Here is a 25,548-nt window from a genome sequence, read left to right as displayed (position 1 = left end):
GGGTCCCCCTCGGGACGTGGGCGGCGCTGGTCGCGAGGGCCCCCCCAGGCCTGGCGGTACGCCGTTCTCCGAGCCGATGACGTCGCGTCAAAGCATCGGTGAATATGGTCCGGGACGATACTGATCACCGAGCAGTGTTCGTCCCGCGGGACCGACACCAGTAAGGCTTTGCGCGGCGTAACCATTACATGCCGGTCCCATTTTCTTGATCCCTTGTCTCAAAGGAAAAGGCCGCCCTCGCGTGGTGCGACGAACTCCCGCATTGGGCGAACAGAGTAAACGCGTAAATGTGCCTTGGGGGAGGCCTTATGAGTGAACCTTTCAACCCGCCCGGCGAGACCGTTTTCGAGCTCGGGCGGACGAACTTCAGCACCCGGAGCGTTCCGCCCGAGGAGCGACACGATTATTATCGACGTGAGGTGCTGGTCGCGCTGGACGCGCGCGATCCCGAACCGGGGTTCACGGCCAACATCACCTCGCTGCGTCTGGGGCCCCACGCCTTCTACGTGACCGAGACCGGCGGACAGACCATGTTCCGCACGCCGGAGATGGTCGCCGCCGACGGGTTGGACCACTACATCGTCCAGTTCAACATCGCCGGGTCGCACACGGGCGACTTCGACGGCGTGCCGTTCTCGTTCGGCCCGGGCGAGGTGGGGATCTGCGATCTGTCGCGGCCGATGCTGATGCACTCGACGGCGGTCAAGGTGCTGACCACCTTCCTGCCGCGCGAAGCCGTCGACGCGGTGGCGCCCGGCGTGGCGCTGCACGGCATGGTGCTGGACGGCAATCGCGCCGGCCTGCTGATCGAGCACCTGACGGCCGTGACCCGCTGGTTCCCCCAGCTGGTGCCCGAGACCCTGCCCGGGATCACCCGCGCCACCACCGAGCTGCTGGGCGCCTGCCTGGCGATGGAGGCCCGGCGGGCCGACTTCGGCGTGCGCGAGTCGCCGGTGCTGATGCGGGCCCGCGCCTATGTCGAGCACAACCTGCTGGAGCCCGGCCTGAACCCGGCCAAGATCAGCGAGGCCCTGGGCGTGTCGCGCTCCACCCTCTATCGCCTGTTCGAGCCCCTGGGCGGGGTGACGGCCTATATCTGGGACCGCCGCCTGCACCTGGCCCGCGCCGCCCTGCTGGACCCCAAGCGGGCCCGGCGGATCAGCGAGATCGCCTTCCAGTGCGGGTTCTCCAGCGAGGCGCACTTCAGCCGCAGCTTCCGCAAGGCGTTCAACATCCGCCCCAGCGATCTGCGCTCGCTGCAGCCGGCCCTGGGGGACGAGCCGGACACGCCGTTCTCCAAGTGGACCGACACGGCGCGGGGGACTTAAGCGCTAGGGCGGCGGCTGCACGGAAACTGCACGCGAAACGCGTCGCGCCGCCGGTTGGCTCTCCACCCGACCCGGGCACTCAGCGGGCTCCCGAAGCCGGAGCCCCCCATGCCGCTTTCCCGTCCGCCCCGCGACCTGTCCTTCGCGTCCAAGGCCGGCGCCGCCCTGGCCCTGGTCGCGGTCGCCGACCTGCTGTTCTGGGGCCATGCGTTCGGCGCGACCCTTGGGGCCTTCGCCCTGCTGCTGGTGCTGGCCGCCGTCGCCCTGAAGCCGGCCGCCCGCCATGACGCCAAGGCCGTCTGGGCCCTGGCCGCCGCGGTCGTCCTGGCCCTGGTGCTGGGCTGGGCGCCCGGCCCCCTGGCCTGGCTGCTGTTCTGGGCGGCGCTGGGCCTGGCGGTGCTGCTGCCCCGCGCCCACCGCTTCGACGACGCCTGGCGCTGGAGCCAGCGCCTCGCCGCCCAAGCCGCCGTCGGCCTCTTGGGCCCCTGGCTGGACCTGGCCCGGACACGGCGCCTCCGACGGACGGCGCCGCGCTGGACGTTGCGCGGCCTGGCGCCGCTGCTGGCCCTGCCGCTGGTCGGCGGCGCGGTCTTCCTGACCCTGTTCGCCCTGGCCAATCCGGTGATCGCCGACGCCCTGTCGGGCCTGAGGTTCCCGACCGTCAGCGGCGACCTGTTCTGGCGGGGGGTCTTCTGGCTGATGGTCCTGACCCTGGCCTGGAGCGTGCTGCGGCCGCGCCGCCGCCGCGTCCTGCCGACGGGGAAGGCCCGGCCGGTCGCCGCCATCGCCGGCGTCTCCGTCGCCTCGGTCACCCTGTCGCTGATCGTCTTCAACGCCCTGTTCGCCCTGCAGAACGGCCTGGACGCCGTGATTCTGTGGGGCGGGGCCGGACCGCCGGCCGGCCTGACCCTGGCGGAGTACGCCCATCGCGGCGCCTATCCGCTGATCGCCACGGCCCTGCTGGCGGGCCTGTTCGTGCTGGTGGCCCTGGACCCGCGCATGCCGACCGCCAAGGTCCCCATGATCCGCGGGCTGGTGGTGGCCTGGGTGGCCCAGAACCTGTTCCTGGTCGCCTCCAGCATCCTGCGGACGTTGGACTATGTGCAGGCCTATTCCCTGACCCGCCTGCGGATCGCCGCCCTGGTCTGGATGGGCCTGGTTGGCCTCGGCCTGGTGCTGATCTGCTGGCGGATGCTGCGCGGCAAGAGCGGGGCCTGGCTGATCAACGCCAACGCGGCCGCGGCCCTGGTGGTGCTGACCGCCGGCTGCGTGGTCGACCTGGGCGCCGTGGCCGCCGCCTGGAACGTCCGCCACGCCCGCGAGGTCGGCGGGGCGGGGCCGCGCCTGGACCTCTGCTATCTCGACGCCCTGGACGGCTCGGCGGCCGTGTCGCTGGTCCGGCTGGAGCAGGCCGCTGCGCCGGACCTGCCGGCCGACCATGTCGCGGCGTTGCGCGAGGAGGCGGTCGACGACCTGTGGACCCAGCAAGGGGACTGGCGCAGCTGGAGTCCGCGCGCCGCGCTCCGCCTGGCCCGGATCAGGGCGCTGCAGGCCGGCCGTCCCGTGGCGCGCAGCGCGCCGGCCCCGGACGGCCGGGACTGCGGCGGCCGACCCCTGGGGATGTCCGCCGTCGATCCCGGACCGCCGCCGGTCGCCTATGACCCGCCCCCGGTTTCGCCGCCGGTCGTCTCGCCCCCGTTGACCCCAAGCCCGGAGCACTGAACATGAGGGCCATGCAGCAGCGCACGATCCTGGTCGTCGACGACGACCCCCACATCCGCCAGCTCCTGGTGTTCGCCCTGGCCAAGGTCGGGCTGGAGACCCGCGAGGCGGCCGACGGCGAGGCGGCCCTGGCGGCCGTGGCCGAGAAGGCACCCGACCTGGTGGTGCTGGACATCAACATGCCGCGCCTGGACGGGCTGGAGGTCTGCCGCCGCCTGCGGGCGCAGGGCGATCTGCCGATCCTGTTCCTCAGCTCGCGCGACGACGAGATCGACCGGGTGCTGGGCATCGAGCTGGGCGCCGACGACTACGTGGTCAAGCCGTTCAGCCCGCGCGAGGTGACGGCCCGGGTCCAGGCGATCCTGCGCCGCACCGGCGGCAGGGGGACGGAGGCCGCGCGCGCCGACGGCCTGATCGTCCGGGGCAAGCTGACCCTGGACCCCGAGGCCTGGAGCGCCCATTGGGCCGGCGGCGAGGTGTCGCTGACGGTCACCGAGTTCACGATCCTCAAGACCCTGGCCGCCACGCCGACCAAGGTGTTCAGCCGCGACGCGATCATCGACCGCCTGCGCGGCCCGGGCTTCGCGGTCACCGACCGCACCATCGACAGCCACGTGCGCAACCTGCGGGCCAAGTTCGCCGCCGTGGGCGGCCACGACGTGATCGAGACGCGGGCCGGGATCGGCTACCGCCTCGGGGCTTGTCAGGGCGCGACCGCCTGATGGACGCCTGGCTGCGGCGCTGGTGGCCGGCCCTGCGGCTGCGCGCCATCCTGCTGACCGTGCTGCTGTTCGCCGCCGCCATGCCGGCCATCGGGGCGGTGTTCCTGCGCACCTACGAGAACACCCTGGTGCGCCAGACCGAGGCCGAGCTGACCTCGCAGGGGGCGGCCCTGGCCTCGGCCGCCGCCAATCTGTGGCCCGGCGCCGTGCGCGACCTGACCCCGGCCGACCCCGACGCCCGCGACGACCCCGGCTACTATCGGCCGGAGTCCACCAGCGTCGACCTGCGCAGCTCGCCGCTTTTGCCCGAGCGCCCGGCCGCGACGCCCGGCCCCAAGGCTGATCCCCAGGCCGAGGCGGCCGCCGAGGTGCTGGAGCCGATCTTCGACCAGACCAGCCGCAGCACCCTGGCCTCGATCCTGATCGTCGACCGCCACGGGGTGGTGGTGCGGGGCCTGGGCCAGGGCGGCAGCCTGGCGGCCCTGCCCGAGATCAAGGCGGCGCTGCAGGGCCATTCGCGCACCGTCCTGCGCCGGAACGGGGCCTATCACCCGCGCTATTCGTTCGAGTGGCTCAGCCGCGCCTCGGCCGTGCGCCTGCACCACGCTCGGCCGGTGGTGGTCAACGGCAAGGTGGTGGGGGCGCTCTTGCTGTCGCGCTCGCCCCGGGCGCTGTTCCGGGGCGTCTACCAGGACCGTGGCAAGCTGCTGGTCGGGGCGGGGGCGACGATCGTGCTGCTGATCCTGCTGTCGGGCCTGGTGTCGCGCGGGGTGACCCGGCCGATCGAGGCGCTGAGCGCGGCCACGCGCAGCGTGGCGACCGGGCAGGGCGCCGTGCCGGAGACGCCCGCCACCGCCGCCGTCGAGATCCGCGACCTCTACCAGGACTTCCGGGTGATGGCCGACGCCATCGCCGTGCGCTCGCGCTACCTGCGCGACTTCGCCGCCGCCGTCAGCCACGAGTTCAAGACCCCGCTGGCCGGGATCACCGGGGCGGTCGAGCTGCTGGACGACCACTTCGACACCATGACCCCGGACGAGCGCCGCCGGTTCCTCTCCAACATTTCGGCCGACAGCGCCCGGCTCTCGCAGCTGGTCGGGCGGCTGATGGACCTGGCCCGGGCCGACATGGCCATGCCTCAGGCGGGGGTGGCGTCGGAGCTGGCGGCCGCCGCGCGGCGTGTGGCCGACGCCCAGGGCCGCGACATCGCCGTGATCCTGGACCTGCCGGGCGACCTGCCGCTGGTCGCCGCGCCCGAGGCGACGGTCGAGACCGTGCTGACCACCCTGGTCGAGAACAGCCGCCAGGCCGGCGCGCGGGCGGTGACGATCCGTGCGGAAGCTCTCGGCGAGGAGGTGGTGCTGCGGGTGGGCGACGACGGCCCCGGCGTGCCGGCCGCCGACCGCGACCGCCTGTTCGAACCGTTCTTCACCAGCCGCCGCGAGGCGGGCGGGACGGGCCTGGGCCTGTCGATCGCGAGGTCGCTGCTGGCGGCCAGCCAGGGACGGATCGGGCTGGTCGAGGCGGAGACGGGGGCGGCGTTCGAGGTGGGGCTGCCGAGGGGGTAGGGAGGCGGAGCGCCAAGACCCTCCCCCTGTGGGGAGGGTCCGGGAAGGCGCGACCCTTGTAGGATCGCTTCCGCCCGCTGTTACAGCGGCGCTTCCTTGACGAACAGCAGGGCGATCATGCGCCATCCCGACGCGGTCTTCAGCAGGAGGGCGCGGTCGGTCCATTCGCCGCTCGCGGATCGGAACGACCAGCGGGCCATGCCGATGTCGCCCCGGGCTTCGACGACCTGGCTGATGAGCGCGAAGGTCGCGCCCGCCGAGGTGGCGCGTCGGTCCCGGTAGCGCGCCTGCCACTCGGCCACGGACGCGGCGACGAACTCGCCGTCCTCGACGCTGGTGACGAGGGCGCGGGGATCGAGGGTTTCGCCCAGCCGGGCCGCGTCCCAGGCGCGGTCGGCCGCGAGCTTGGCGTCGACGACCGCGGCGACGCCCGCGGCCGAGGCGGGGCTTTCGGCCGCGTTCGGCTGGCCCAGGGTCGCCAGGATGCGCCACCCGCCGGACAGTCGGGCCAGCAGCACGTAGTCGACGAAGGGCTGGCCGTCGCGGATCGCGCGCACCCTGGCCAGGGCCGTGGTCTGGCCGGCGTCGATCCGCTCGATCGTCATGGCCGAGATGGCCGGCTCGGACGCTTTGGCCAGCCGGGCCTTCCATTGCGCCTGGTAGGTGGCCGTGACCGCGCCGCCCTCGAGGCGGTAGGCGATGGCGCTGGGCTGGAAGGCGCGCGCCAGCTTGGCGGGGTCCCGTTCGGCGACCGCCTCGCCGTAGCCGCGCACCGCGTCGGCGGGGGTGGCGTGCGTCGTTGCCGACCTGTCATCGGCCCGCGCCGCGACGGGCGACAGGGCCGCGGCCATCAGCACGCCCAGGATCAGTCTCATCGTCGCCTCCCTGCGAGGTGATCGATTTGCCGCCGGGCGCGACGCTTTGACTATTCGAAACGGGGGCAGCCGTCGTTCGAAGAAGTGGAAGGGTTGGGCGTGGGATCGCACCCCCTTGCCCCCACCTGACCGCTTCGCGGCCTGTCCGCCCCGTAGGGGGCGGAGGCTTCGATCGTCAGCGCGCCTGGTAGACGACGCGGCACTCGCCGTCGATCGTCGTGTAGCGGCCGGTCGCCGCGTCCACGAACGACAGGCGCCCGTCGTCGTATTCGACCTTGCCGGTCGAGCGGCCGGAATAGGTCTGGGTCCCGTAGCTCCAGCAGGTGACGTCGGCCGGACGGTCGGTCCAGGTGGCGTCGTTGCGGGCGCGCTTGCTGTCGGTGCAGGCGGACGAGGCCAGGGCGGCGGCCACGGCGAAGAGGGTCAGGGCGGTTTTCATGCCGCCAGCCTCACACGGCGAGGCTTGGACCGGAAGCCCCTTCGCGTGTGGCGGCCTTCCTCACAACCGTCCGCGTCGCCCGCCCTTCAGCTTCTCCAGCGCGCGGCGGGCGTGCTCGGCTTGGGCGGCCACGGGCGCGGGCGGCGCGGGCGTCTCCGCCATCAAGGCGCTCAGGTCGGCCATGCCGTGGGCGGCGTGCAGGCCGGCGGCGACCGTTTCGGCCAGCCGCGGCTTGCCGCGCGGGGTGGGAACGGCCAGGGCCACCTTGCGGGCCTGGGCGGCGAGGTCGCCGATGGCCTTGGCCGTGTCGCGGGCCTGGCGGATGACGGCGGGATCGGTGGCGCCTTCCAGCATCGCCCAGGTCGCCTCGAGGGCGTCCATCAGCTTGAGCTGGAAAGTCAGGCACCGGGTGGAGATGTCGTGAGCTTGGGTCATGCCGCTATTGTGCGGCCGCCCCGGAGGGTGAGGATCGGAAACGTGCGTTTTCGTGCAGCGCGTTGATTTCGTTGGGGTCGGGTTTGGAATTCGCGGGGATAGAGGCCTCTTCGGCCGGGGACATGCCCTTGGGCGTGTCCCCAAATCCTGGCTCCGTGGATGCTGATGGGGACACGCCCAAGGGCATGTCCCCGGCCGGTGCGTCCTGTGGATAACTTTTCAGGACGAAGGAGGGGACACACACTCACCCCACGGCCGTTGCCGGACCCGCTGGGCCTTGCCGTGAGTGTGTGTCCCCTGTTCCGGGCGCTGCCTTACGACGTCCACCCGCCGCCCAGCGCCTTGTAGATCGCCACGACGTTGGTGTTCACGCCGGTCTCGGCGACCGTCAGCGAGTCCTCGGCGGCCAGCAGGGTGCGTTCCGCGTCGAGCAGCACCAGGAAGTCGATGCCGCCTTCCTTGTACTGGATGCGGGCCAGTTCGGCGGCGCGGCGGGACGCGGCGGCCTGGTTGGTCAGGCTGACCAGCTGGGCCTGCTGCTGGCGGTAGGCGACCAGGGCGGTCTCCAGGTCCTCCAGGGCCCGCAGCACGGTCTGGTCGTAGACGGCCAGGCTGGCGTCGTTGCGGGCCTCGGCGGCCTTCAGGCGCTGGTGGGCGCCGCCCAGGTCCAGGGCCGGCCAGGTGACCACGGGGGCCACCGACCAGGCCTGGCTGGCCGAGTTGCCGAAGCCGCTCGACGTGCCCGACAGGAAGCCGACGAAGCCGGTCACCCGGACGCGCGGGAAGAGGTCGGCCGTGGCCACCCCCACCTTGGCGGTCTGGGCGGCCAGGCGACGCTCGGCGGCCTGGACGTCGGGCCGCCGGCGCAGCAGGTCGGCGGCGTCGCCGATCGGCAGGGCGGCGATCAGCGGCGTGACCTCGGCGTCCTTGGCCACCAGCACGGCGTCCAGCGCGCCCGGCCGTTGGCCCAGCAGCACGCAGAGCCGGTAGTTGGCCCGCTTCTCGGCGGTGACCAGGGCCGGGATCGCCGCCTCGGTGGCGTTGAGGCGGGCCTGGGCCGACGCCACGTCGATCGGGCTGCCGCTGCCGGCGTTGTAGCGCACCTGGGTCAGCCGCAGGGTCTCGCGCTGGGTGTCGAGGTTGCGGTTGGCGACGGCCAGGCGGGCCTGGTAGCCGCGCAGCTCCAGATAGTTCCGGGCCACCTCGGCGGCGACGGTCACCTGGGCGTCGCGCAGGTCGGCCTGGGCCGCCCCGGCTTCGGCCCGGGCCGACTCCACGCCCCGGCGGACGCGGCCGAACAGGTCGATCTCCCAGCCGGCGTCGAAGCCGGCCTGGTAGGTCTCGCTCTCGACGCGCTGGCCGTTCGAGCCCGGCTGCTGCTGGTCGCTCTTCTGGTAGGCGCCGCTGGCGGTGACCCGCGGGATCTGGTCCAGGCGCGCGTCCTTGAACAGGGCGCGGGCCTCGTCCACCCGGGCGACCGCGACCTTGAGGTCGAGGTTGCCCGACAGGGCCTGGGCGATCAGGCCGTCCAGCACCGGGTCGTTGAACGCCTTCCACCACTGGGCCTCGGGATTGGCGGTGGAGAAGGCGCCGGCCGGGGCGTTCTGCAGCACGACCGGGGCCTGGACCGGGGTCTTGTAGTCCGGTCCCACGGCGCAGGCCGACAGCAGGACCATGCTGGCGAACAGGCCGAGCTGGACCTTCAGGCTCTTCCAGGAAGGATTGGGCCAGCCGGGCTGGCGGGGTTGGGAAGAAGCAAACATCAGTGCGCCTCCACGGGCGTGGTCTGTTTGGCCGCCTTCAGCGCCGCCCGGCGGGCGGTGTTGCGGCGGATCACGAAGTAGAAGATCGGGGTCAGGATCAGGCCGAAGACCGTCACCCCCAGCATGCCCGAGAACACCGCCACGCCCATGGCGCGGCGCATCTCGGCGCCGGCCCCGTGGCTGACCACCAGGGGCGCCACGCCCATGATGAAGGCGATCGAGGTCATCAGGATCGGCCGCAGGCGCAGGCGGCAGGCTTCCAGCACCGCCTGCAGCGGCGTGTCGCCATGCTCCTCGCGTTCCTTGGCGAACTCGACGATCAGGATGGCGTTCTTACACGCCAGCCCCACCAGCACGATCAGCCCGATCTGGGTGAAGATGTTGTTGTCGCCATGGGTCAGCAGCACGCCGGCCAGGGCCGACAGCAGGGTCATCGGCACGATCAGGATGACCACCAGCGGCAGGCTCCAGCTCTCGTACTGGGCCACCAGCACCAGGAAGGCCAGCAGCACGCAGAGCGGGAAGATATAGACCGCCGTGTTGCCCGCCAGGATCTGCTGGTAGGTCAGTTCGGTCCACTCGTAGCCCATGCCGTTGGGCAGCTCCTTCTTGGCCAGGTCCTCCAGGGCCTTCTGGGCCTGGCCCGAGCTGTAGCCCGGGGCCGGGCCGCCGTTGATCTCGGCCGTGAGCACGCCGTTGTAGTGGCTCTCGCGGTCGGGGCCGGTGGCCTCCTTGAAGCTGACGAAGGCGCCCAGCGGGATCATCTGGCCGTCGGCGTTCCGCGTCTGCAGGCGCAGCATCTGCTCGGGCTGCATGCGGAATTTCTGGTCGGCCTGGACGTTGACCTCGTAGGTGCGGCCGAAGCGGTTGAAGTCGTTGACGTACAGCGAGCCCAGATAGACCTGCATGGTCTCGAAGAGGTCGGTCAGGGAAACGCCCGAGGCCCGCGCCTTCTCGCGATCGATGTTGGCCTCGATCTTCGGCACGCTGACCTGGTAGGTCGAGAACACGCCGGCCAGGGCGGGGTCCTTGCGGGCCTTGTCGATCAGGTTCTGGGTCTGCTTGTTCAGCTCGTCCGGGCCCAGGCCCGCGCGGTCGACGATCTGCATGCGGAAGCCGCCGATCGTGCCCAGCCCCTGCACCGAAGGCGGCGGGAAGACCGCGATCTGGGCGTCGGGGATGGCGCCGAACTTGGCGTTCAGCTGGCCGACGATGGCGTTGGCCGACAGGTCGTGGCCGGTGCGGTTCTTGAAGTCGTCCAGCGGGAAGAACACCGCGCCGGAGTTGGGGCTGTTGATGAAGCCGTTGGCCGACAGGCCGGGGAAGGCGACCGAGTGCTTGATGCCCGGCACCTTCATGGCGATGTCGCCCATCTGGCGGATGACGGCCTCGGTGCGGTCCAGCGAGGCGGCGTCGGGCAGCTGCACGACGGCGACGACGTAGGCCTTGTCCTGCTGCGGCACGAAGCCGCCCGGGGTCTTGCTGAAGGCGAAGACCGTCAGGGCCAGCAGGATGCCGTAGATCACCAGGCCCGCCGTCGACTTGCCCAGGGTGCGGCCGACATTGCGGACGTAGCCGTTGGACGCCTTGGCGAACATGCGGTTGAACGGGTTGAACAGCCAGCCCAGGGCCGCGTCGATGATCTTCTGGAAGCGGTCCTTGGGCGCGTCGTGGCTCTTGAGGAGCACGGCGGCCAGGGCCGGCGACAGGGTCAGGGAGTTGAAGGCCGAGATCACCGTCGAGATGGCGATGGTCAGGGCGAACTGGCGATAGAACTGGCCGGACAGGCCGCTGATGAAGGCGGTCGGGATGAACACCGCGCACAGCACCAGGGCCGTGGAGATGATCGGTCCGGTGACCTCGCTCATGGCCTTGCGGGTGGCGGCCGGTGGCTCGAGTCCGTTGGTGATGTTCCGCTCGACGTTCTCGACCACCACGATGGCGTCGTCGACCACGATGCCGATGGCCAAGACGAGGCCGAACAGGGTCAGGGCGTTGAGGCCGAAGCCCAGCATCAGGAGGACGGCGAAGGTGCCGATCAGCGAGACGGGCACGGCGATCAGCGGGATGATCGAGGCGCGCCAGCCCTGCAGGAAGATCACCACCACGATGACCACCAGGATGATGGCCTCGATCAGGGTGTGGATCACCGAATTGATCGATTCCTGCACGAAGGCGGTGGTGTCGTAGATGATCTCGTAGTCGACGCCCTCGGGGAATTCCTTCTTCAGCTCCTTCATCGTCTTCTTGATGTCGGCGGCCATCTGCAGGGCGTTGGAGCCGGGGCGCTGGAAGATCGGCATGGCCACGGCCGACTTGTTGTCGAGCAGCGAGCGCAGGGCGTAGTTGTTGGCGCCCATCTCCACGCGGGCCACGTCGCCCAGGTGGGTCAGCTCGCCGTTGGCGCCGGAGCGGATGATGACGTTCCGGAACTGCTCCTCGTCGGTCAGGCGGCCGGGGGCGTTGATCGACAGCTGGAAGTCGGCGGCGCCGGGGGCGGGCGGGGCGCCCAGCTGGCCGGCGGCGACCTGGACGTTCTGCTCGCGCAGGGCCTTCACGACGTCGCCGGCGGTCATGTTCAGCGAGGCCAGCTTTTCAGGGTCCAGCCACACGCGCATCGAGTAGGCGCCGGCCCCGAAGATCTGGACGTCGCCCACGCCGTCGACCCGCTTCAGCCGGTCGCGGACGTTCAGCTGGGCGTAGTTGCTGAGGTACAGCATGTCGTAGCGGTTGTTGGGCGAGATCATGTGCACGACCAGGGTCAGGTCGGGCGAGGCCTTGTCGGTGGTCACGCCGATCCGCTGCACCTCCTGGGGCAGCTTGGGCAGGGCCTGGGCGACGCGGTTCTGCACCTGCACCTGAGCCTTATCGAGATCGGTCCCGAGGGCGAAGGTGACGGTCAGGATCATCGCCCCGTCGGAGGCCGACTGCGACGACTGGTAGATCATGCCCTCGACGCCGTTGATCGCCTGCTCCAGCGGAGCGGCGACGGTCTGGCCGATGACGGCGGGGTTGGCGCCCGGATAGGCGGCGCGCACGACGACCGTCGGCGGCACCACCTCGGGATATTCCGAGATCGGCAGGCGCGGCAGAGCCACCAACCCGGCGATGAAGATGACGATCGAGAGCACGGCGGCGAAGCGCGGCCGGTTCACGAAGAACTTTGAGAAATTCATGGGAGGCGTCCGGGGAGGAGGCAAAGAGGGGGCGTGGGCCGGTTCAAACCCGGCCTGAAAGCGAATTCCTGATCCGCTCATCCCGGCATTCGCCGGGATGAGCGGTCCAAAGAGCGCTCTAGTTCTGGGAAACCGAGTTGATCATCGCGACCCGCTGGGGACCGGTCTCGAACTGCGACAGGTCGCTGGACAGGTCGGTCTTGATCACCACCGGGCTGACGGTGTCGCCCGGCTTGACCTTCTGCAGGCCGCCGACGATCACCCGGTCGCCGGGCTTCAGCCCCGTGCGGATGATGCGCAGGTTGCCGGCCAGCGGACCCACCTCGACCGGGCGGTACTCGGCCTTGTTGTTGGCGCCCACCACCACGACGTAGCGCTTGCCCAGGTCAGTGGCCACCGCGCGGTCGGGGGCCAGGGCCACCGTCTGCGAGGTGTCGCTGACCATGCGGATGCGGGCGAACAGGCCGGGGGTGAACCGGCCGTCGGCGTTGGCGAAGATCGCCCGGCCGTTGATCGTGCCGCTCTTGGCGTCCAGGGCGTTGTCGATGAACTTCAGCTGGCCCTGGTGCGGATAACCGTCCTCGGTCATCAGGCCCATATAGACCGGGCTGGCCTTGCCGCGTTCGGCCGAGGCGTACTTCAGGAAGGTCTGCTCGTCGGCGTTGAAGGTGGCATAGATCGGGGTGTCCGAGACCACGGTGGTCAGCAGGTCGGACGGGGTGACCAGGTTGCCGCGGGTGATCACGGCCTTGGAGACCCGGCCGTCGATCGGCGAGACCACGCGGGTCCATTCCAGGTTCAGGCGGGCGGTCTGGTAGGCGGCGTTGGCCGCGCCGAGATTGGCCTGGGCGGCCTTCTCTTCAGCCGACAGGCGGTCGAACTCGCTCTGGGCCAGGGCGTTCTGCTCGATCAGCCGGCGGCCGCGCTCGCGGTTGACGACGGCCAGGTCCAGCTGGGCCTTGGCGCGGGCCACCTCGGCCTCGGCGCGGTTGGCCTCGGCCTGGTAGGGGCGCGGGTCGATCTGGAACAGCACCTGGCCCTTGTGGACGCGGGCGCCTTCCTCGAACCGGGCGCCGTCGACATAGCCGCTGACGCGCGGACGGATGTCGACCGTGTCGATGGCTTCCAGGCGACCGGTGAAGTCGTCCCACTGGCGCAGTTCCTTGAAGGCCACGGCGGTGATGGTGACCTGGGCGGGCGGCGGGGCGGCTTCCTGCTTGGCCTGGGCGCTGCAGGCGGCCAGCACGGCCATGGCGGCCAGACCGGCGAAGGAGGTGAAGACGGGGCGGAGGGACATCGGAGAACCTGTCGGCTTTAAGCGGCTTGGCGGGGGAAGCGGGGGGAGGAGACGCGGTGTTTTTCTATTCCCAGACGGGGCGCCGGGATTTCTGACGGCTCTTGGACGAAGAGGCCCAATCCGAACCGGACGGGCCTTCGGCGCCATGGCCGATGAACTTGCGAAGGGAGCGGGCGGGCCGGGTCGCCAGGGCGATCCAGCGCGAGGCGCCGGCGGGCGGGGCTATGTCTTGGCTTGCGCTCGGGGGCATGGCTCGCGCTCCGTTCTGGGTTAAAGATCAAATGTCGCAGTTGCTGTTGCTTGACGTGGCGTCCATCTGTGACGATGTAGGCGTACGTGACGATACCGTTCGGTATCATCCACGCGGTGAGAGATACTGACCGGTAACTCTCACGTCAAGGTGAGGTGCTGTGAAAATGGCTGAGAGAAATTCTGGCGGGGGCAAGGTGGACGAGTTGGAGGCGCCCGCGTGCGCTCCGTTGTCCAAACGACCGGCCCGCGACCGGATCTTCGAAACGGCCCGCGAGCTGTTCTATCAGCACGGCATCCGCGCGGTGGGCGTCGAGGCGATCGCCGCCGAGGCCGAAGCCACCAAGATGACGCTCTATCGCAACTTCCCGTCCAAGGACGAGCTGGTCGCCGAGGTGCTGCGCGAGCAGGAACGCGACTACTGGGTCTGGTGGGACGAGGTGGTCGGCTGCACCTGCGGCGATCCCCGGGCCCAGCTGGAGGCGATCTTCGACGCCTTCGAGACCAAGGCCTGCAACGCCGACGTCCACGGCTGCCCGCTGTCCAACGCCGCCATCGAGCTGCACGAGGCCGACCACCCGGCCCAGAAGGTGTCGGTGGCCTACAAGCAGCAGCTCCACGCCCGCCTGGTCGACCTGTGCCGGCGGGCCGGGGCGCCGGACGACGACCTGGCCGACGGCCTGATGCTGCTGATGGAGGGCTCCTACACCGCCCGGGTGACCCTGGGCCCCAGCGGTCCGGTGAAGGTCGTGGCGCGCGCGGGCCGGGCGCTGATCAAGGCGCACCTGGACAAGGATTGCTGAGGCGCGCCACCTTCCCCCGCTTCACGGGGGAGGATTGACGCGCCGCGCGGACACCCATCCCCCGATAGGTCCGCGCGGCGCGCGCCGGCGCCGCCCAAAGGGGAGGAAAGGGACGTCGCCGCCAAAAATCTATCAAATCGGTAGGAATTGAGTCTCGGCAGATTTTCTGGCCCTGCCGACAGATCATCGAACGATCCGAGAAACTAAAAACGGGTCCAGGAGTTCTGGCTCGCATCAGTTGCGTTCGGGTCATACCCATGTCGTCAAGTTGTGAAATTGCGAGCCTATAAGATGTGTCGATGTCATCCCCTCGTAGGGCGAATGCCGGTCTGACCTCGATGTTTCGGGGGCGGATCGCCAGCCCGAACAAGCCGCTCGTTCGCGCCCCCTAGGCCCTTGGCCGGCGCACCCAAAAGTCTGATTTGCGTAAGGAGCTCGTCATGGCTCTGCTGATTTCCGTCGCCCCGGCCGAGCAAGGCTGGTCCGTGCGCTCCGAGGCCCTGGAGGCCGAACTCACCTTCGAACGCGGCGGTCGCGCCGAAGCCGCCGCCCGCGACCTGGCCAACCGCCTGGCCGCCTCGGGCCACGCCGCCGAGGTGCGGGTGTTCCTGCGCGACGGCGCCGAGGCCGGGCGCTTCCTGCATCCGGCGCGCGCCTGGGCCAGCTAGGGCTCGCCTTCCGCTCACTCAAAAAGTTGTCATCCCGGAAAGCGCGCGGCGCCTGTCCGGGACCCAGGTGAACCGCACCGCCTCAGCCCAGTCCCCTGGGTCCCGGACAGCCTCTGCGAGGCTTCCGGGATGACAACGGTTGGGGGCTACAGCCACTGGTTCTTCTTGAACCGCCAGAACAGGTAGCCCACCACCCCGGCGACGCCGGCCATCACCGCCGGATAGCCGAAGGTCCATTTGAGCTCCGGCATGTGCTCGAAGTTCATGCCGTAGATTCCGGCCACCGCCGTGGGCACGGCCAGGATGGCGGCCCAGGCGGCCAGCTTGCGGGTGATCTCGCTCTGCCGCTGCTGTTCCAGCAGCGAGGCGGCTTCGAACACCGAGGTGATCACCTCGCGCAGGGCGTCGACCATGCCCTCGACCTTCTGCGTATGGTCCAGCACGTCGCGGAAATAGGGGCGCACGTCGTTGTCCAGGCAGGGCGTCTCCAGGTGCTCCAGCCGGCCGGCGACCTCGGCCATGGGGCTGAGCACGCGCTTGAAGCGGATCAGGTCGCGGCGGACGTGGAACAGGCGCTTGACCTCGGCGTGGCTGAGGAAGGTCTCGAGCGTGCGGCGCTCGATGTCCAGCACCTCGTCCTCCAGCGCCTGGATGATCGGCAGGTAGCCGTCGACCACGAAGTCGAGCACCGCGTGCAGCACGTAGTCCGAGCCCTTGGCCAGCAGCACCGGCGAGGCCTCCAGCTGGGCGCGCAGCTCGGTGTGGGCGCGGGCCGAGCCATGGCGGACGGTGATCAGGTGGCCCTGGCCGACGAAGATCGCCGTCTCGCCGTAGGCGATCTGGGCGTCGACCAGCTGGGCGGTGCGGGCCACCACGAACAGCTCGCGGCCATAGACCTCGACCTTGGGCCGCTGGTGGGCGTTGAGCGCGTCCTCGATCGCCAGCGGGTGCAGCTTGAAGCGTTTGCCCAGCCGGTCCATCTCGGCCTGGCTGGGCTCGTACAGGCCGATCCAGACGAACTCGCCGGGCTTGGTCTCCAGGGCGCCGTCCTTGTCGAGGCTGACCTCCCGGGTCCGTACGCCGTCCTTGTAGATGTAGGCCGCGACGACGCTCATTCCGGTGACCAATCCCTTATCTGGTCCCGGAAAATGGGACCACGAAGATTTCTTTGAGCCAACGCTTCGGCTTTCGCCAGGTTCATGTTTAGCCTCTCGCCAACATCGCGAACGCCGTTCATTGTGACGGGCCGTGGTTGCGGTAACATGGTCGGATCGCCCGAAGCGGCGACGCCAAGGGGGAGATGCGAATGGGAAGCGACGCCGCGAAAACGGTGAAGGGCGCCAAGGGTGGTCGCACCGTGGGGCGCAAGGATGGCCTGGTGATCGGAGCCGCCTCGGTCGGCACCGTGTTCGAGTGGTACGACTTCTACCTCTACGGGTCGCTGGCCACCTACATCACCAAGCACTTCTTCTCGGGCGTCAACGAGACGACCGGCTACATCTTCGCCCTGCTGGCCTTCGCCGCCGGCTTCGCGGTGCGCCCGTTCGGGGCCCTGGTGTTCGGACGCCTGGGCGACCTGTGGGGCCGCAAGAACACCTTCCTGGTCACCATGCTGCTGATGGGCCTGTCGACCTTCACGGTCGGCCTGCTGCCCAGCTACGCGACCATCGGCATCGCCGCGCCTATCGCCCTGGTGGTGATGCGCCTGGTCCAGGGCCTGGCCCTGGGCGGCGAATACGGCGGGGCCGCCACCTACGTGGCCGAGCACGCTCCGCCCGGGAAGCGCGGCTTCTACACCAGCTTCATCCAGGTGACGGCCACCTTCGGCCTGTTCCTCAGCCTGGTGGTGATCCTGCTGACCCGCAACGCCACCGGCGAGGACGCCTTCCAGGCCTTCGGCTGGCGCATCCCGTTCCTGATCTCGGTGCTGCTGCTGGGCGTGTCGCTGTGGATCCGCCTGCAGCTGGCCGAGAGCCCGTCGTTCCAGCGCATGGTCGACGAGGGCAAGGGCAGCAAGCGGCCGCTGTTCGACTCGTTCGCCAAGTGGGGCAACCTGAAGATCGTGCTTCTTGCCCTGGTCGGTCTGACCGCGGGTCAGGCGGTGGTCTGGTACACCGGCCAGTTCTACGCCCTGTTCTTTCTGGAGAAGATGCTCAAGGTCGACGGCGGGATCACCAACCTGCTGGTGGCCGTCGCCCTGCTGATCGGCACCCCGTTCTTCGTGTTCTTTGGCTGGCTGTCGGACAAGATCGGCCGCAAGCCGATCATCATGCTGGGCTGCATCCTGGCGGCCCTGACCTATTTCCCGCTGTTCAAGACCCTGACGACGGCGGCCAATCCGCAGCTGGCCGCGGCCGTGGCCAGCGCGCCGGTGACCGTGGTGGCCGACCCGGCCGACTGCTCGTTCCAGTTCGATCCGGTCGGCAAGACGGTGTTCAACCGCTCGTGCGACCTGGCCAAGTCGTACCTGGCCAAGGCCGGCGTCACCTATTCCAACCAGGCCGCGCCGGCCGGCTCCGTGGCCCAGATCAGGATCGGCGGCACGACCATCGACTCGTTCCCCGGCCAGACCCTGGACAAGGCCGCCTTCAAGGACCGCAAGACGGCCTGGGAGAAGCAGCTGGGCGCGGCCCTGAAGGCCGCCGGCTATCCAGCGAAAGCCGACCCGGCCCTGATCGACAAGCCGCTGGTGGTCGGGGTCCTGGCGATCCTGGTGATCTATGTGACCATGGTCTACGGGCCGATCGCCGCCATGCTGGTCGAGCTGTTCCCGACCAACATCCGCTACACCTCGATGAGCCTGCCCTACCACATCGGCAACGGCTGGTTCGGCGGCTTCCTGCCGACCACGGCCTTCGCCATGGTCGCGGCCACGGGCGACATCTATTACGGCCTCTGGTACCCGATCGTGGTAGCCGCGGTGACGGCCGTGGTCGGCGTCCTGTTCCTGAAGGAAACCAAGAACGTCGACATCGAGGCGTAACCGGGAGCTCTCATCCTGTTGTCATCCCGGAAGCGCGCAGCGCTGTCCGGGACCCAGGTGAACCGCACCGCCTTCGCCCAGTCCCCTGGGTCCCGGACAGCCTCTGCGAGGCTTCCGGGATGACTAGCTCAGCTGTCCGGTCAGCAACCCGTCGATGCGGGCCCCCTGGGCGGTTTCGCGCCGGGCGTCGAGATAGGCGGTCACCCGCTCCAGCATCTGCTCGGCCTGGTTCAGCCCGCCCAGGGCCCAGTCGATCTCGCAGACCGTCCGGTGGTCGCCGTGCAGCCGCTCGCGGGACGCGGTCAGGGCCTTCATGGCCACCGCGTGCAGGGCGGTCATGTCCCGGCAGGCCTCGGCGGCCATCCAGCCCACCGCGGCCATCCGCCGGGCCCGCGACAGGGCCGCTTCGGCGTCGCGCTGGCGGGTTTCGGCCTCGCGCAGCACGGCCTGGGCCCGAATCAGCTGGCGGGCGCCGCTTTCGGCGATCTGACGTCTCTGGCGGCGCTCACCGTCGCAGGTGGCCTTCAAGTCGCGCACAGCTTGAGCCCAGTCTTCCTGCTCTCGCGGGTTGCTCGGAGTCTCCGCGAGATTCCGTTTCCCGAAGATCGCCATTTCCTTCCAATTTTGACGAGCCATAGAGTCCTCCGCGACCCTGTTTCGCCACCATGTTTCTTCCGAATCTCTCAGTCTGCTATGCGGCAAGTGCCAATCTCGCACCTGTTCCTTCTGATTTTATGTATTAATGAATAATGTTAAATTAACTATACACTAAACTTGGTTATCAAGCTGCGCCATACGAAAATTTGTAATTTTGTCTGTTGTTTCGATGCTTTCTAGTGGTTTCACCTTACTTACAACACAGATGGGCCGTGCCATCGTTGCAGGGTGAATCGGGCGCGACGACAGGTGCGATCGCTTTAAGGTCATGACTCAGGCGTCATTGATCGCACGGTCCCCGCCAGGAGAGGTCCGATGGACAATGAAGGCTGGAGGGAAAGTGGTTCCCGATCTTGGCCGGACGCCGATTGGCGGCCGGCCAGGGAGACTTCGTCGAGCGCCGATCTGGCCGACGAAGGGCTGATCACCGGCGCGTTCGACGAGGAGCGTTCGTTCGGCGGACGGGCGGCGCCGGTGTCCCTGGGACATGTGGAGCTGCGCGACACCCGCGGTCCGCACGAGGTCTGGGCCCACGCCGCCGGCCGCGACCTGTCGATCACCCAGCTGACGCCGGAGCCCTGCCGGGGCCATCTGCTGCGGGCCAGCCTGGGCGACATGGGCTTCGACTCCGGGGCCTTCGACGGCGACCTGCGCGTGCGCGGGGTGATGTCGCGCAAGGCCTTCAGCCTGGTCTCGGTGATGGAGCAGGAGGGCGTGCTGAACCAATGGGGCCACCGGGTGGAGGAGGGCGACATCGTCGCCATCCCGCCGGGCGGCGAGCTGGACGGGCGCTTCCAGGGTCATGTCGCCTACGCCGTCGTCACCGCGCCGTGGGGCCTGGTGATGCAGCGGGCCGAGGCGTTCGAGTGGCTGGCCGACCCGTGCTTCTGGACCGAGCCCGCCGTCTATTCGCCCCCGCCCGAGGCCCGGGCCGCCTGCAAGCGCGTGCTGCAGGGCTGCGCCGGCATGTTGCGGGCCATGAGCGGCGGCGTGCCCAGCGGGGCCGTCGCCTTCCTGCGCAACGAGCTGCTGGACGGCCTGCTGACCGCCCTGGCCGAGGTCAAGGTCGAGGGCGCGCGGCGGCAGGGCGCGCTGAACGCCGCCCGCATCGTGCGCGGCGCGGAAGACTTCCTGGAAAGCGGCGGGGCCCGGCAGGCGGTGCAGATCGAGGACATCTGCGTGGCCCTGAACATCTCGCGCCGCACCCTGTACCGCGCCTTCCACGACCTGCTCGACATCAGTCCCAAGGCCTATCTGCGGCTGAAGAACATGTCGGCGGCCCGGGCCCGGCTGCTCGACGCCGGCCGCCACCCGACCACGGTCACCCAGGTGGCGCTGGACCAGGGCTTCTGGGAGCTGGGCCGCTTTTCCGGCGCCTATCGGGCCATGTTCGGCGAGTCCCCGTCCGAGACCCTGCGCGGGGCGCAAGGCGCGGCCCACGGGCGATAGCCTTAGGCGTTGACAGGGACCGTCGCCGCCGACGACGTTTGACGCGAGCGCGTCGGGCGCTTCCACGTAAGGCGGCGTACATGGTTTCGCGTCTCATCCGGGCTCAGTTCGCCGGACATGCGTAACAGGCCGACCGCCCTGGTCTTGTACAACTGGCGCGGCCAGTGGCCGATGCGTCGCTGGGAGCATCAGCGGATCTTCGCCTGGAAGACCTATTTCCCCGGGCGCGTGGTGTTCCTGAACATCGGCTTCCCCTTCAGCCCGGCCTGGATCACCCAGTTGGACCCCGAGCTGGTGCTGGTCGACGCCACGGCCCTGACCGCGCGCTACACCCGCGTCGGCCTGGGCGGGCTGCGGCGAGCGATGGAGGCCGCGCCGGCCCGGGCGCGCCGCGTCGCCGCGCCGCTGGACGAGTTCCTGGGCCTGCAGAGCCTGCGCGACGTGCTGGTCGAGACGCGGATCGACCTGCTGCTCACCGCCCTGGAGCCGGCCCTGTGGGACAGCGTCTATCCGACGGTCCAGAGGCCGTTCGCCCTGCGGCGCTTCCTGACCAGCTATATCGACGACCGGCTGATGCGGCGGGCCTCCAGCGACCTGGACCGTCGGTCGATCGCCGTCAGCTACCGCGCCTGGGAGGCGCCGGCCTGGCTGGGCGAGATGGGCGCCCTCAAGCGCGAGGTCGGGCTGCGCGCGTCCGACTGGGCCCGGGCGCGCGGCCATCGCGCCGATGTGGCGGTGGACGGCGAGCGCAGGCTGGCCGGCGAGGCCTGGATCCGGCTGCTGGCCGCCAGCCGGGCGGTGGTCGGGGTCGAGGGCGGCTCGTCCCTGGTCGATCCGACGGGCGTGCTGCCGACCGGCGCCCCGCCGCCGCCGGGCGGCGAAGGGTGGACGCCGCCCGACTCCGTGATCGCCCTGGAACCGGAGGCTGAGATCCGGGCGATGTCGCCGCGCCACCTGGAGGCGGCGGCCACCCGGACCTTCCAGGTGCTGGTCGAGGGCGGCTACAGCGGCGTCCTCGAGGCCGGGGTCCACTACCAGCCGGTCCGCCGCGACCTGTCGGATATCGAGGCGGCCCTCGATCTCAGCCGCGATCCACGGCATGCCCAGGCGATGGTCGATCGCGCGCACGCCGAGATCGTGGCCTCGGGCCGCTACAGCTGGCGCACGGTGGTGCGCGAGATCGCCGACCAGGTGTTGGCGTGAGGCGGGGCCTGGCCCTGTTCCTGCGGCTGCGCGACTGGGGCGCGTGGGCGGTGATCATCGTGGAGTCGCGCCTGCTCAAGGCGCCGATGCTGCGTCGCCGCCTGGGCGCCATCGCGCGGCTGCCGATCCTGCGGCGCTGGATCGGCGTGGACTAGGCGGCCTAGCGCCGGCGCAGCACGCGGCGCGCTAGGCCTTCCAGGCCCAGGCGGCGGACGGCCGCCCGAGCCGCGCGCCAGACCAAGCCGGGCGGGCGCATCTCGTGCGGATTGTCGATCTGCACGAACGGGAAGGTCTTGCGGAACTTGGCGTCGGCGCGCTCGTTGACGATCGCGCGCGGCCGTCCCGCCGCGGTCTCGTCCATCCGCCGGTCGAACACCTCGATCATCGCCCCGTAGCCGTAGGTCGGGTTGAGGGCGATCTCGGCATAGGCGTTGGTGATGATCTCGGCGACCCGCTCGGGGTCGCGCAGCACGGCCGCCACCTGCGCCATGTTGCCGTGGTCCTTGTCGAGCGGGACATAGTGCCGCCAGGGCTCCAGCACCCCCGAATAGCGTCCCGGATAGGCGATGATCAGGGTGCGCAAGGCGATCGCCTCGAACACCCGGGGCGAAATCTGGGCGATGTCGATCTGGTCCTCGCGCCCGGCGAAGAACTTGTCGCGCAGCATCTCGTAGGAGGGCTTCTTGCCCAGGCCCGGGATCGGGTGGGGGCGCTCGATCAGGGCGGCGAAGCTCTCGGTCCGCGCGGCCACCGCGCCGTCGAAGTCGAAGACGCTGGCCCCGCTCTCGACGGCCAGCACGGCCTGGCAGTTGCGCAGGAACTTCAGCCAGTCGCGGCCGTAGAGCCGGCTGCGCTCGGACCAGGCGATGTCGGTCGAGATGCCGAACCGGCGGGCGTCGCGCTTGAACAGCTTGCCGATGCGGACCTTCTCGCGCCCCTGCTCGCCGTGCCAGGCCGGATAGGTTCGGCCGCGATAGCCGACCATGGTCCTGCGGGCCGCCAGCGGTACTGGCGGATAGTGTGTCAGCCAGTGCGGCACGTAGCCGGTCAGCACCTGCTGGGTGCGAAGGCCGCTCACCCGGCCATAGACCTGCTCGGCCTCGGCGGCGCCCAGGCAGGTGAAGACCAGGTCGACGCCGCAGGCCTCAAGGGCCTCGAGCGTGGCGTTCACGAAGCGGTACTCGTCCTGGATGAACACCGCCTTGGCGCCCTGGAAGGCGGCCAGGGCGCGACGCGAACGCGGGCCGACGAAGCCCTCGATCGCCAGGAACAGCGAATAGTGGATCACGACGGCGTCGAACTGGTCCAGCTTCACGTCGTCGAAGATCTCGCCCACGCGCGACAGCACCCGGACCTCGTGGCGGGAATAGCGGGCGAAGGCGTTGATGTGGTCGCAGACCGTGGCCGCGTTGCGGGGGTCGTAGTTGCAGGCCAGCAGGATGCGCAGCGGGCGCGCCTTCCCGTCGCGGGCGTCGCCGACCGACTGGTCGCAGGCCACGTCGTGCGCCGGCAGGGGCGGGCGGGGGCCGTCGTGGGTATCCTTCATGGGCGGGCTCCCGTCATGGCGCGCGGAACCGCCGGGGCTTCGTCGAGGAACCGCGCGATCGTCGCGACGATCCGCTCGGCCGCGTCGCCCGCGCCGTAGTCGTCGATCTCGCGCCGGGGCCGGTAGTCGTCCACGGTCCACAGCCGGTTCCAGCCCGCCTCCACCGTCTCGCTCCATTCGGTGTCGTCGCGCAGCGTGACACAGGGCTTGCGATGAAAATAGGCCTCCTTCTGCAGGCCGCCGGAATCGGTGAGCACCAGGGCGCAGTCGGCCAGCAGCCGCTGCATGTCGACCGGGCCGAGCGGCTCGACCACCGTCAGGCCCGACAGGTCGACCCCGAACCGGGCCGCCGCCTCGCGGGTGCGCGGATGCAGGGGCAGGATCACCGGCATGCGGTGCACGTACCGGCGCAGGTAGCCCACGGCGGCGGCCAGGCTGGCGGCGCTCTGCGTCGTGGCCGCGCGGTGCAGGGTGGCGACGGCGTAGGCGCCCGGCGGCAGGGACAGGCGATGCAGGGCGCTGTCCCCGCCCTCCTTCCTGCTTTTGGGGGGTAGGGCGGCCATGGCCAGGACCGCGTCCTGCATCACGTCGCCCACATGGTGCACGCCCTCGACGATCCCCTCGCGCGCCAGATGGCCGACGGCCGCGCGGGTCGGGGCGAACAGCAGGCGGCTCAGGTGGTCGACGACCACGCGGTTGGTCTCCTCCGGCATCGTGCGGTCGAAGACCCGCAGCCCCGCCTCGACATGGGCCACCGGCACCCCGGCCTTGGCCGCCGCCAGGGCCCCGGCCAGGGTCGAGTTGGTGTCGCCGTAGACGATCACCAGGTCGGGCGCGTGGCGGGCGATGACCCCATCCAGGGCCGCCAGCATCCGTCCGGTCATCTCGCCGTGCGAGCCGCCGTGGATCCCCAGGTTTACGGCCGGTTCGGGCAGGGCCAGGTCGCGGAAGAAGCTGTCGGACAGCGCCGCGTCGTGGTGCTGGCCGGTATGGATCAGGACCTCGGTCAGGTCCGGGGCGCGGGCGATGGCGCGGCTGACCGGCATGGCCTTGACGAACTGGGGCCGGGCGCCGACCACGGTCAGCAGGCGTGTCACGCCGGCTGACCGGTCTGGGCGTGCGCCAGGCGGGCCCGCACCCGCGCCACCACGCGGTCCAGGCCCTCGTCCAGCGACACCTTGGGCGTCACGCCCAGCAGGTCGCGCATGCGGGCCAAGCTGGGCTGCTTGGCGGCGGTCATCCGGGCCGGCAGGTCGTGGAGGGTGATCAACGACGGCGAGGCGTTCAGCCGAGCGCGCAGCCCCTCGGCCAGGTCCTCGATCGGCGCCACGTCCGGGTGGCCGATATTGATGACCGCGTGCTCCTCGACCCCCGCCGCCGCCTCGATGGCGCGCACGGCGTCGGAGATGTGCAGCCAGCCGCGGGCGCTGCCGCGATGCACCTCGATCGGCCGGCCGCGCGCCAGGTCGTGGGCGAAGCGGATCATGGCCGAGCGGTGGTCGCCGAAGTCCTCGTTCTCGTCATAGATCATGAACGGCCGCAGGGTGACCGCGCGCAGACCGTGCTGGGCCACCTCGTAGTCGACCAACTGCTCGCCCAGCAGCTTGGTCAGGCCGTAGCGGTTGTTGGGGCGTGGGACGGTGTCGGCCTCGTCCATCGGCCCGTCGGTGGGGCCGTAGACTTCCGAGGTCGAGAAATAGACCAGCTTGGCGTCGGCGGCCTGGGCCAGCAGCACCACGTTGTTCAGCCCGCCCAGATTGGTGCTGACGGCCAGGCTGGAGGCCTGTTCGCAGGTGACCCGGCTGACCACGGCGGCCAGGGCGAAGATCACGTCGGGCTTCCAGCGCAGGGTGGGCATCAGGTCGGCCGGCTGGTTGATGTCGACCTGCAGGTAGTCCTTGCGCCAGCCTGGCTTGATGTCGGCGCACAGCACCTCCCAGCCCTGGGCGCGCAGATGGGCCGCCAGGGGCTTGCCGATATTGCCTTCCGATCCGATGACCAGGGCCCGCTTCATCCGACGCTCGCTGACTGTTCTTCACTGGAGTCTTCGGGCCGGTCCTCGCCGAAGCCCGAAAGGTTGATCACCCGCCGCAGCCCGTCCGGCCGCTCGGCGTAGCGGTCGCCGGTGCGGGGGCAGACCAGGTCCGCGCCCAGCACCTCGCCGGCGTGGCTGACCCAGCCGATCCGGCGGGCCGGGACGCCGGCCATCAGCGCCAGGGGCGGCACGTCGTGGGTGACCACGGCGCCGGCCGCGATCAGGCACCAGGCTCCCAGGTCGTGGCCGCAGACGATGGTGGCGTTGGCCCCGATGGTCGCGCCGCGTCCCACCCGGGTGGGCTTGAACTCGGCCTTGCGGTTGATCTCGGCCCGGGGTGTTGTGACGTTGGTGAACACGCAGCTGGGGCCGCAGAACACGCCGTCTTCCAGGACCACGCCGGCATAGAGGCTGACGTTGTTCTGCACCTTGCAGCGGTCGCCCACGACCACGCCGGGGCCGATGGCGACGTTCTGGCCGATCACGCAGTCGGCGCCGATCCGCGCGCCCGCCGCCACGTGACTGAACCGCCAGACGCGCGTGCCGGCCCCCAGCACCGCGCCGGGCTCGACCTCGGCCGACGGGTGGGCCCAGGCCGGCGGGCGGTCCGAAGCGTCGGGGGCGTCCATC

At 70.2% G+C, this 25,548-nt stretch carries 22 protein-coding genes; 10 read left to right on the top strand and 12 right to left on the bottom strand.

Features of this window, described 5'->3' with window-relative positions; all coding sequences use genetic code 11:
• The first annotated feature begins 308 nt into the window (after positions 1-308).
• The 4 genes from BR39_RS0116000 to BR39_RS0115985 all read left to right on the top strand — a co-directional run bounded on the left by BR39_RS0116000 (position 309) and on the right by BR39_RS0115985 (position 5,340).
• Positions 309-1,328 carry a helix-turn-helix domain-containing protein gene (locus BR39_RS0116000; RefSeq protein ID WP_029913949.1) on the top strand — a complete coding sequence of 340 codons (1,020 nt, stop codon included), beginning with the start codon at positions 309-311 and terminating at the stop codon, positions 1,326-1,328.
• A 108-nt stretch (positions 1,329-1,436) separates the two neighbouring features.
• Positions 1,437-3,050 (top strand): DUF4173 domain-containing protein, encoded by a 1,614-nt coding sequence (locus BR39_RS0115995; RefSeq protein ID WP_081916847.1) that lies wholly within the window; start codon positions 1,437-1,439, stop codon positions 3,048-3,050.
• 2 nt (positions 3,051-3,052) lie between these two features.
• On the top strand, positions 3,053-3,772 hold the full coding sequence (locus tag BR39_RS0115990) for a response regulator transcription factor (protein ID WP_081916845.1): 720 nt from the start codon (positions 3,053-3,055) through the stop codon (positions 3,770-3,772).
• Complete coding sequence (locus BR39_RS0115985) at positions 3,772-5,340, top strand: HAMP domain-containing sensor histidine kinase (RefSeq protein WP_029913943.1); 1,569 nt, start codon at positions 3,772-3,774, stop codon at positions 5,338-5,340. The genes BR39_RS0115990 and BR39_RS0115985 overlap by 1 nt, the downstream gene beginning before the upstream one ends.
• 80 nt (positions 5,341-5,420) lie before the next feature.
• On the opposite strand, the gene BR39_RS0115980 is transcribed toward BR39_RS0115985, so the two are convergent.
• From BR39_RS0115980 to BR39_RS0115955, 6 genes are all read right to left on the bottom strand, one after another.
• Positions 5,421-6,215 carry a nuclear transport factor 2 family protein gene (locus BR39_RS0115980; RefSeq protein ID WP_029913941.1) on the bottom strand — a complete coding sequence of 265 codons (795 nt, stop codon included), beginning with the start codon at positions 6,213-6,215 and terminating at the stop codon, positions 5,421-5,423.
• A 175-nt stretch (positions 6,216-6,390) separates the two neighbouring features.
• Positions 6,391-6,654 carry a hypothetical protein gene (locus BR39_RS0115975; protein ID WP_029913939.1) on the bottom strand — a complete coding sequence of 88 codons (264 nt, stop codon included), beginning with the start codon at positions 6,652-6,654 and terminating at the stop codon, positions 6,391-6,393.
• Positions 6,655-6,714: 60 nt separating this feature from the next.
• Positions 6,715-7,089 (bottom strand): hypothetical protein, encoded by a 375-nt coding sequence (locus BR39_RS0115970; protein ID WP_029913937.1) that lies wholly within the window; start codon positions 7,087-7,089, stop codon positions 6,715-6,717.
• Positions 7,090-7,403: 314 nt separating this feature from the next.
• Positions 7,404-8,852 carry an efflux transporter outer membrane subunit gene (locus BR39_RS0115965; RefSeq protein WP_231499486.1) on the bottom strand — a complete coding sequence of 483 codons (1,449 nt, stop codon included), beginning with the start codon at positions 8,850-8,852 and terminating at the stop codon, positions 7,404-7,406.
• The gene (locus tag BR39_RS0115960; protein WP_029913934.1) at positions 8,852-12,028 is read right to left on the bottom strand and encodes an efflux RND transporter permease subunit; all 3,177 of its coding nucleotides are present in this window, start codon (positions 12,026-12,028) and stop codon (positions 8,852-8,854) included. Before BR39_RS0115960 ends, BR39_RS0115965 begins: the two co-directional genes overlap by 1 nt.
• A gap of 118 nt (positions 12,029-12,146) precedes the next feature.
• The gene (locus tag BR39_RS0115955) at positions 12,147-13,325 is read right to left on the bottom strand and encodes an efflux RND transporter periplasmic adaptor subunit (protein ID WP_029913931.1); all 1,179 of its coding nucleotides are present in this window, start codon (positions 13,323-13,325) and stop codon (positions 12,147-12,149) included.
• 416 nt (positions 13,326-13,741) lie between these two features.
• On the opposite strand from BR39_RS0115955, the gene BR39_RS0115950 reads away from it, so the two are divergent.
• Both BR39_RS0115950 and BR39_RS0115945 read left to right on the top strand, forming a co-directional pair.
• A complete protein-coding gene (locus BR39_RS0115950; protein WP_035018548.1) occupies positions 13,742-14,377 on the top strand; it encodes a TetR/AcrR family transcriptional regulator in 636 nt (211 codons plus the stop codon).
• 440 nt (positions 14,378-14,817) lie between these two features.
• Positions 14,818-15,045 (top strand): hypothetical protein, encoded by a 228-nt coding sequence (locus BR39_RS0115945; protein ID WP_029913927.1) that lies wholly within the window; start codon positions 14,818-14,820, stop codon positions 15,043-15,045.
• Between the two features lie 146 nt (positions 15,046-15,191).
• On the opposite strand, the gene BR39_RS0115940 is transcribed toward BR39_RS0115945, so the two are convergent.
• Positions 15,192-16,160, bottom strand: coding sequence for a magnesium and cobalt transport protein CorA (locus tag BR39_RS0115940; protein ID WP_029913925.1), 969 nt, complete (start codon positions 16,158-16,160; stop codon positions 15,192-15,194).
• 191 nt (positions 16,161-16,351) lie between these two features.
• On the opposite strand from BR39_RS0115940, the gene BR39_RS0115935 reads away from it, so the two are divergent.
• Positions 16,352-18,028, top strand: coding sequence for an MFS transporter (locus tag BR39_RS0115935; RefSeq protein ID WP_029913923.1), 1,677 nt, complete (start codon positions 16,352-16,354; stop codon positions 18,026-18,028).
• A gap of 123 nt (positions 18,029-18,151) precedes the next feature.
• Here BR39_RS0115935 and BR39_RS0115930 read toward each other — a convergent pair whose 3' ends face one another.
• On the bottom strand, positions 18,152-18,565 hold the full coding sequence (locus tag BR39_RS0115930) for a hypothetical protein (protein WP_231499485.1): 414 nt from the start codon (positions 18,563-18,565) through the stop codon (positions 18,152-18,154).
• A gap of 435 nt (positions 18,566-19,000) precedes the next feature.
• Between BR39_RS0115930 and BR39_RS0115925 the strand changes: the two genes are divergently transcribed.
• The 3 genes from BR39_RS0115925 to BR39_RS26560 all read left to right on the top strand — a co-directional run bounded on the left by BR39_RS0115925 (position 19,001) and on the right by BR39_RS26560 (position 21,492).
• Positions 19,001-20,134: a helix-turn-helix domain-containing protein gene (locus tag BR39_RS0115925; RefSeq protein WP_029913920.1), complete on the top strand. Its 1,134-nt coding sequence runs from the start codon at positions 19,001-19,003 to the stop codon at positions 20,132-20,134.
• Between the two features lie 117 nt (positions 20,135-20,251).
• Positions 20,252-21,337 (top strand): hypothetical protein, encoded by a 1,086-nt coding sequence (locus tag BR39_RS0115920; protein WP_029913918.1) that lies wholly within the window; start codon positions 20,252-20,254, stop codon positions 21,335-21,337.
• On the top strand, positions 21,334-21,492 hold the full coding sequence (locus tag BR39_RS26560; protein WP_156035797.1) for a hypothetical protein: 159 nt from the start codon (positions 21,334-21,336) through the stop codon (positions 21,490-21,492). The genes BR39_RS0115920 and BR39_RS26560 overlap by 4 nt, the downstream gene beginning before the upstream one ends.
• Positions 21,493-21,497: 5 nt before the next feature.
• Here BR39_RS26560 and BR39_RS0115910 read toward each other — a convergent pair whose 3' ends face one another.
• From BR39_RS0115910 to BR39_RS0115895, 4 genes are read right to left on the bottom strand one after another with little or no spacing between them, the layout of a single operon-like run.
• Complete coding sequence (locus BR39_RS0115910) at positions 21,498-22,883, bottom strand: hypothetical protein (protein ID WP_029913916.1); 1,386 nt, start codon at positions 22,881-22,883, stop codon at positions 21,498-21,500.
• Positions 22,880-23,980 carry a non-hydrolyzing UDP-N-acetylglucosamine 2-epimerase gene (gene wecB, locus BR39_RS0115905; RefSeq protein WP_035018547.1) on the bottom strand — a complete coding sequence of 367 codons (1,101 nt, stop codon included), beginning with the start codon at positions 23,978-23,980 and terminating at the stop codon, positions 22,880-22,882. Before wecB ends, BR39_RS0115910 begins: the two co-directional genes overlap by 4 nt.
• Positions 23,977-24,897: an NAD(P)-dependent oxidoreductase gene (locus BR39_RS0115900; protein WP_029913912.1), complete on the bottom strand. Its 921-nt coding sequence runs from the start codon at positions 24,895-24,897 to the stop codon at positions 23,977-23,979. Before BR39_RS0115900 ends, wecB begins: the two co-directional genes overlap by 4 nt.
• Positions 24,894-25,547 carry an acyltransferase gene (locus tag BR39_RS0115895; protein WP_029913910.1) on the bottom strand — a complete coding sequence of 218 codons (654 nt, stop codon included), beginning with the start codon at positions 25,545-25,547 and terminating at the stop codon, positions 24,894-24,896. Before BR39_RS0115895 ends, BR39_RS0115900 begins: the two co-directional genes overlap by 4 nt.
• Between the last annotated feature and the right edge of the window lies 1 nt (position 25,548).

This window comes from Caulobacter sp. UNC358MFTsu5.1, assembly GCF_000712075.1.
Classification (GTDB): domain Bacteria; phylum Pseudomonadota; class Alphaproteobacteria; order Caulobacterales; family Caulobacteraceae; genus Caulobacter.
The sequence above is the reverse complement of the archived record's forward strand: the minus strand, read 5'-3'. Positions and strand labels throughout refer to the sequence as shown.